The organism is Nitrospinota bacterium, assembly GCA_009873635.1.
Lineage (GTDB): Bacteria > Nitrospinota > Nitrospinia > Nitrospinales > VA-1 > LS-NOB.
The window spans coordinates 1-5,489 of the sequence record WAHY01000037.1 but is presented as its reverse complement, the minus strand read 5'-3'; the positions used below and the strand labels follow the sequence as shown (position 1 = coordinate 5,489).

Here is a 5,489-nt window from a genome sequence, read left to right as displayed (position 1 = left end):
TTATCACTGAACCATTGCCATCCACCCACAGAGTAGATTCGATTCCACTAAATTCCTGCCTTATCACAAGAGTATCAACCGACCTGCCCTCGTAGTTCAGATTGTCCCTTCTTAAAACTTCATAGTCCAAATCCACCAGCATCTGAAACGGCTCCAGGAAGAGAGGCAGAGTTCCTTTTTGCCCCACTTTCAAACCGTTTGCCATCAAGTTTAAAAGAAAAGTCGATGACGGTAATGCGCCGGGCGGCAAGTCAATAGTCTTCTCTTTATCAAAACCTCGCGACTTCACCCGGTACACCAGTCGATTTCCTTCCATCCTGCCTTCGACCTGTTGCCGATGACCCGTGATTTCCTGTAATAGTGAAAAACCCAGAAACTTTAGGTCCGGACTCAATCGAGTCCTTTGGCTGATTGTTGTGGATTGATCAATGGACTCAGATCTAATCTGGAAAAAAACTTTAGAGTCCACTTCAATGATCTCAGGGTTCCATCGCGTTTGCACCCGGGTAAAACCCATTTTGCGACCTTGAAAGTAGGTCCCCATCCAATCTTCCCGTTCTCCATCACCCTGGAACAGTGGCTGGGCATCAATCGTTCCACAAAACACCCACAGAGTTAAAAGAATTTGCGTTATTACTTTCATGCTATCGATTGATCTTAAAAATACTCCCAAGTTAAAACTTTAAGGAAATATGGAATAGAACACTGTAAAACTCCACACAGAAAACAACAACCAACATAAGTATTTAGGTTATCACATTCGACGGGTCTCATGTGATGCCGGGCTCAAGGTGGAAATCCTCCTCAAACCGAAAAACTCTTTGCCAGTAAATAAAACTTTTGCCATCACCGTCAGTATTTTGAACGGCAAAAAAGTTTTTCACTGGCTCCCCGGCTTCCGGGGTGCTAGTATTGCAACTTTAAGTTTTTAATAAAAATTCTGTTATAATGTCTTATGATTGACCCAAAAAATGTCCCAACCTATCTCACTTTTGACGATGTATTGCTCCTGCCCGCTCATTCTAAAGTTTTGCCCGTAGACGTAAAACTTTCGACCCGTTTGACTCGCAAGATAAAGTTGAATTGTCCATTAATCAGTGCCCCTATGGATACGGTTACTGAAGCAAGCCTGGCTATTGCGTTAGCTCAGGAAGGCGGAATCGGCATCATCCATCGTAATCTTGCGCCTGAAAGACAGCGTAAGATGGTTGACAAGGTTAAACGTTCCGTGAGCGCAATGATTCCTGATCCGATTACCATGGAACCTGATCAAAAAATCAGCGAAGCACTTGAAGTCATGCGGAAATACAACATCACGGGCATCCCCATCACACAAAACAAAAAGCTGGTGGGAATTTTGACCAACAGGGACCTTCGATTTGAAAATAAGCTTAATAAAAAAATCCGTTCTTTGATGACTAAAGACGATCTGGTTACGATTCCAGAAGGGACTCCTCTGGAAAAATCGAAACAGCTTTTGCATGACAACCGCATTGAAAAACTTCTGGTGGTCAACAAAAAAGGCCATCTTAAAGGTTTGATCACCACAAAGGATATAGAAAAAGCCGGAAAGTTTCCCAACGCAGCTAAAGATTCCAAAGGCCGGCTTCTGGTTGGAGCAGCATTGGGGGTTACCCAGAACCCCACAGAACATATTGAAGATTTAATCCGGGTCGGTCTGGACGTTCTGGTCATCGACAGTGCCCATGGTCATTCAGAAAAAGTGTTGTCAACCATCAGAGAAATCAAAAAAACTTTTCCTAAACTGGAAATTATTGGTGGCAATGTAGCCACAGCTGAAGGCACTACCGCTTTGATCAAAGCCGGAGCCGATGCGGTGAAAGTTGGCATTGGCCCCGGTTCCATCTGCACAACACGTGTGGTTTCGGGAGTTGGGGTTCCGCAAATCTCTGCCATCTCAGAATGCGTCAAAGTTGCAACCAAAAAAAATATCCCCATCATTTCTGATGGAGGAATCAAGCTTTCTGGAGATATCACAAAAGCTATCGCCGCTGGAGCCAACACTGTGATGATCGGTTCCCTGTTCGCCGGAACAGAAGAAAGCCCGGGAGAAAAAATTCTTTACCAGGGAAGAAGCTACAAGGAATACCGGGGCATGGGCTCCATAGGTGCCATGTCCCAGGGCTCCAGCGACCGCTATTTCCAGGAATGGGAGCTTTCTGAGAGCAAATTGGTTCCAGAAGGTGTGGAAGCACGCATTCCCTATCGTGGAGCGTTGTCATTCACCGTCCATCAACTGTTAGGAGGACTGCGCGCAGGGATGGGTTATTGTGGAGCCGCAACCATTGATGAGTTGAGAAAAAATGCTTCATTCATCAAGATCACATCGGCAGGGCTTCGCGAAAGCCACGTTCATGATGTGATCGTGACAAAAGAAGCTCCTAATTATAATATCGAATAATCCTACGGGATTTCTCCCTGACAAACCAAACCGCATTACCATGACCACTGACATCCTGCACGAACAAAAAATACTCATTCTTGACTTTGGGTCGCAGTACACTCAAAACATTGCCCGAAAAATTCGGGAGTCCCAGGTCTATTGTGAGATACAACCCTGCACACTGTCGCTTGAGAAAATAAGAAATTTTAACGCAAAAGGCATCATTCTTTCAGGTGGTCCTGCAAGCGTTCAGGAAAAAGACTCACCACTGTGTGAGCGAGAGTTATTTGAGCTGGGAATTCCCGTGCTCGGCATTTGCTATGGCATGCAACTCATCACCCATATTCTTGGCGGCAAAGTGGACCCTTCCCCACATCGGGAATTTGGCAGGGCCGAATTGATGCTCAAAGAATTTTCTCACTTGTTTGAAGAGGTGAAGAATAAATCCATCGTGTGGATGAGTCATGGTGACAGGATTTCAAAACTTCCTATTGGTTTCAAAGGAATTGCCTTCACGGACAACTCTCCTATGGCAGCCATAGAAAACCCAGTCGCACAAATTTATGGACTGCAGTTCCATCCTGAAGTGGTCCATACAGCAGAAGGCACAAAGATTCTTAATAATTTCCTTTTTAAAATATGCCAGTGCGCGAGAAACTGGAAAATGGAATCGCTGGTTGACTACATTGTCAAAGATATCCAGGACAAAGTCGGAAACTCACAAGTCGTTTGCGGATTAAGCGGAGGGGTGGATTCTTCCGTAGCGGCAGTGCTGATTCATAAAGCCATAGGGGATAACCTGCACTGCCTGTTTATTGACAACGGCCTTTTGCGGTCTGGAGAAAGAGAAAAAGTAGAGAACACATTTCGCGATAACTTCAATATCAATCTTGATGTCATAGATGCAGCGGACAAGTTCCTCAAAAAACTTAAAGACGTCACCGACCCGGAACAAAAAAGGAAGTCTATCGGTAATACTTTCATCGAAGTTTTCGAGGAAGAAGCTAAAAAACTTGGGGACTTCACATTCCTCGCCCAGGGCACTTTATATCCTGATGTGATTGAGTCGGTCTCCTTCAAAGGCGGCCCCTCTGCAGTGATCAAATCGCATCACAACGTTGGCGGCCTGCCGGACAAAATGAATTTAAAACTCCTCGAACCTTTTCGCGAATTGTTCAAGGATGAAGTGCGTGTTCTTGGGCGCGAATTGGGAATGCCGGACGAAATCATAAATCGGCAACCGTTCCCCGGTCCGGGACTGGCAATCCGCATTTTGGGAGACATAACCCGTGAACGGCTCGACATCCTTTGCGCCGCCGATAAAATCATTCTTGAAGAAGTGAAAGCCGCAGGTTTGTACAACGATTTATGGCAATCCTTCGCTGTCCTCCTACCCGTCAAAACTGTGGGCGTTATGGGAGATGCCCGTACCTATGAAAATGTTGTGGCCATTCGTGCCGTTACCAGCACCGATGGCATGACCGCCGACTGGGCTCACCTGCCCTACGAACTCCTGGGCAAACTTTCCAACCGCATCATCAATGAAGTGCATGGGGTCAACCGGGTGGTCTACGACATCAGCTCGAAACCTCCTGGAACCATTGAATGGGAATGAAAAAACGCAACTGCAAATCAAATAGATCCCAATAAATCAATAGTTTAAGTTTTTTGGCAAGATCAAAAAACCATTTTCTTGCATCAATAAACCCTTATAAATCAATGGCAAAAAAAGTGGAGTTACGTAAATGTTACGTATTTGATGGTTTCATCAGTGTCAATAGTTTTTCAGGTGTTCTCAAAATCTAACATATTGTTTTATTGTTGATTGAATTCCAAAGTCACCTAAAAATGCGGTTACGTATTAGTTACGTAAAATGACTTACGTAAAATCCATATCTCCAACTAAAACAACAAGTAACATTTTATTCGTTACTATTGACTTGTTGGTTTATCAAGGGCAAGTCAATAGTTTTGGTGTTTTTCTATCAAAATGACTACCAAAAAAAAGACAAAACGAAAGAACAAACAAATACAAAAGAAGTTTGTTCGTAATGAAGAAATAGAACTCCACGAAGGAGATGTTCTTGTCTATCGTGGTTCTCGTTCTGGTAAGAACTGGCAGTTTAGAATGTGGATAGCAGAAGATAAAAGATACTTACGAAAAGCACTTGGAACAAAAGAAAAAGAAACGGCAATAACAAGAGCAACAGAACTTTACTTGACTATACAGACCAAACTACGAACTGGTCTAAAAGTTTTTGACGCAACACTTGGTGAGTTGGTTGAGAAATATATGGACGAGCAGAAACAACGGATAAGAGTTGGAGCAGTTGGTAAGGGTGATATAGGCATTACAGAAGGCAGGTTCGTAACGATACGAACACAAGTAGAACGTCATTTACTTGGTTTTCTTGGAAAAGATACAAAACTATCAACGATACGCAAAGATACTTTTAGACACAAATACACGCAGTATCGTAGAAAGAAAAATCCATTAGTGAGAGATGTAACATTAGTGAATGAACGAGCAACCATAGGCAACGTGTTTAGACACGCATTAGAGTTGGGTTGGATACAAGCACCACAACTACCACTCTGGGAAGAGATGGCAAAGAACGCAGATAAACGTGACGCATTTACACAGAAAGAATGGAAAGAGATATACAAGTATCTACATTCTTGGTCTAAAAAGAAGATGACTGATAAAGAAAAACAAGAAAGAGAACTCGTAAAATACTTTATTCTACTTTTAGCAAACTCTGGGTTACGTTTTGGTGAAGCACGTTTGTTACGTTGGGGCAACATAAGCATTTTTAGTGAAGATAAAGTTGTGAAAAGCAAAATCAAAGTAGATGTTGGTAAAACTGGTAAGAGAGTAGTTATTGGCAGACGTGGAGATTTATTCCAAAAAATAAAGAAACTATCAACGAATAACAATAAAATTTATTATATTGTGAGAATTGATGCAGATAAATTTAAGTTTTATCTTCTTACTGGCATAGGTAGACAGAAGGGGGATGCGATTGGTGTTGAACCAGCAGAGGTAAAGGACTTGCCATCAACGATAGAGGCATTAACAAACATA

Annotated in this window: 4 protein-coding genes; 3 read left to right on the top strand and 1 reads right to left on the bottom strand. The window is 42.9% G+C overall.

Going from position 1 to position 5,489, the window contains the following annotated elements:
• Nucleotides 1-390: 390 nt before the first annotated feature.
• On the bottom strand, nt 391-588 hold the full coding sequence (locus F3741_12245; GenBank protein ID MZG31550.1) for a hypothetical protein: 198 nt from the start codon (nt 586-588) through the stop codon (nt 391-393).
• Nucleotides 589-955: 367 nt separating this feature from the next.
• Here F3741_12245 and guaB point away from each other — a divergent pair, with 367 nt between their 5' ends.
• The 3 genes from guaB to F3741_12230 all read left to right on the top strand — a co-directional run.
• Nucleotides 956-2,422, top strand: a complete 1,467-nt coding sequence (guaB, locus tag F3741_12240) for an IMP dehydrogenase (GenBank protein ID MZG31549.1) — start codon at nt 956-958, stop codon at nt 2,420-2,422.
• A 40-nt stretch (nt 2,423-2,462) separates the two neighbouring features.
• Nucleotides 2,463-4,019 carry a glutamine-hydrolyzing GMP synthase gene (guaA, locus tag F3741_12235; GenBank protein ID MZG31548.1) on the top strand — a complete coding sequence of 519 codons (1,557 nt, stop codon included), beginning with the start codon at nt 2,463-2,465 and terminating at the stop codon, nt 4,017-4,019.
• A gap of 375 nt (nt 4,020-4,394) precedes the next feature.
• The coding region (locus F3741_12230) for a hypothetical protein (GenBank protein MZG31547.1) at nt 4,395-5,489 on the top strand (1,095 nt) is incomplete at its 3' end.

What these genes read in the sequence shown, in the direction of transcription:
- F3741_12245 (MZG31550.1), bottom strand. Translation starts at nt 588, where the DNA reads ATGCCCAGCCACTGTTCCAGGGTGATGGAGAACGGGAAGATTGGATGG.
- guaB (MZG31549.1), top strand. Translation starts at nt 956, where the DNA reads ATGATTGACCCAAAAAATGTCCCAACCTATCTCACTTTTGACGATGTA.
- guaA (MZG31548.1), top strand. Translation starts at nt 2,463, where the DNA reads ATGACCACTGACATCCTGCACGAACAAAAAATACTCATTCTTGACTTT.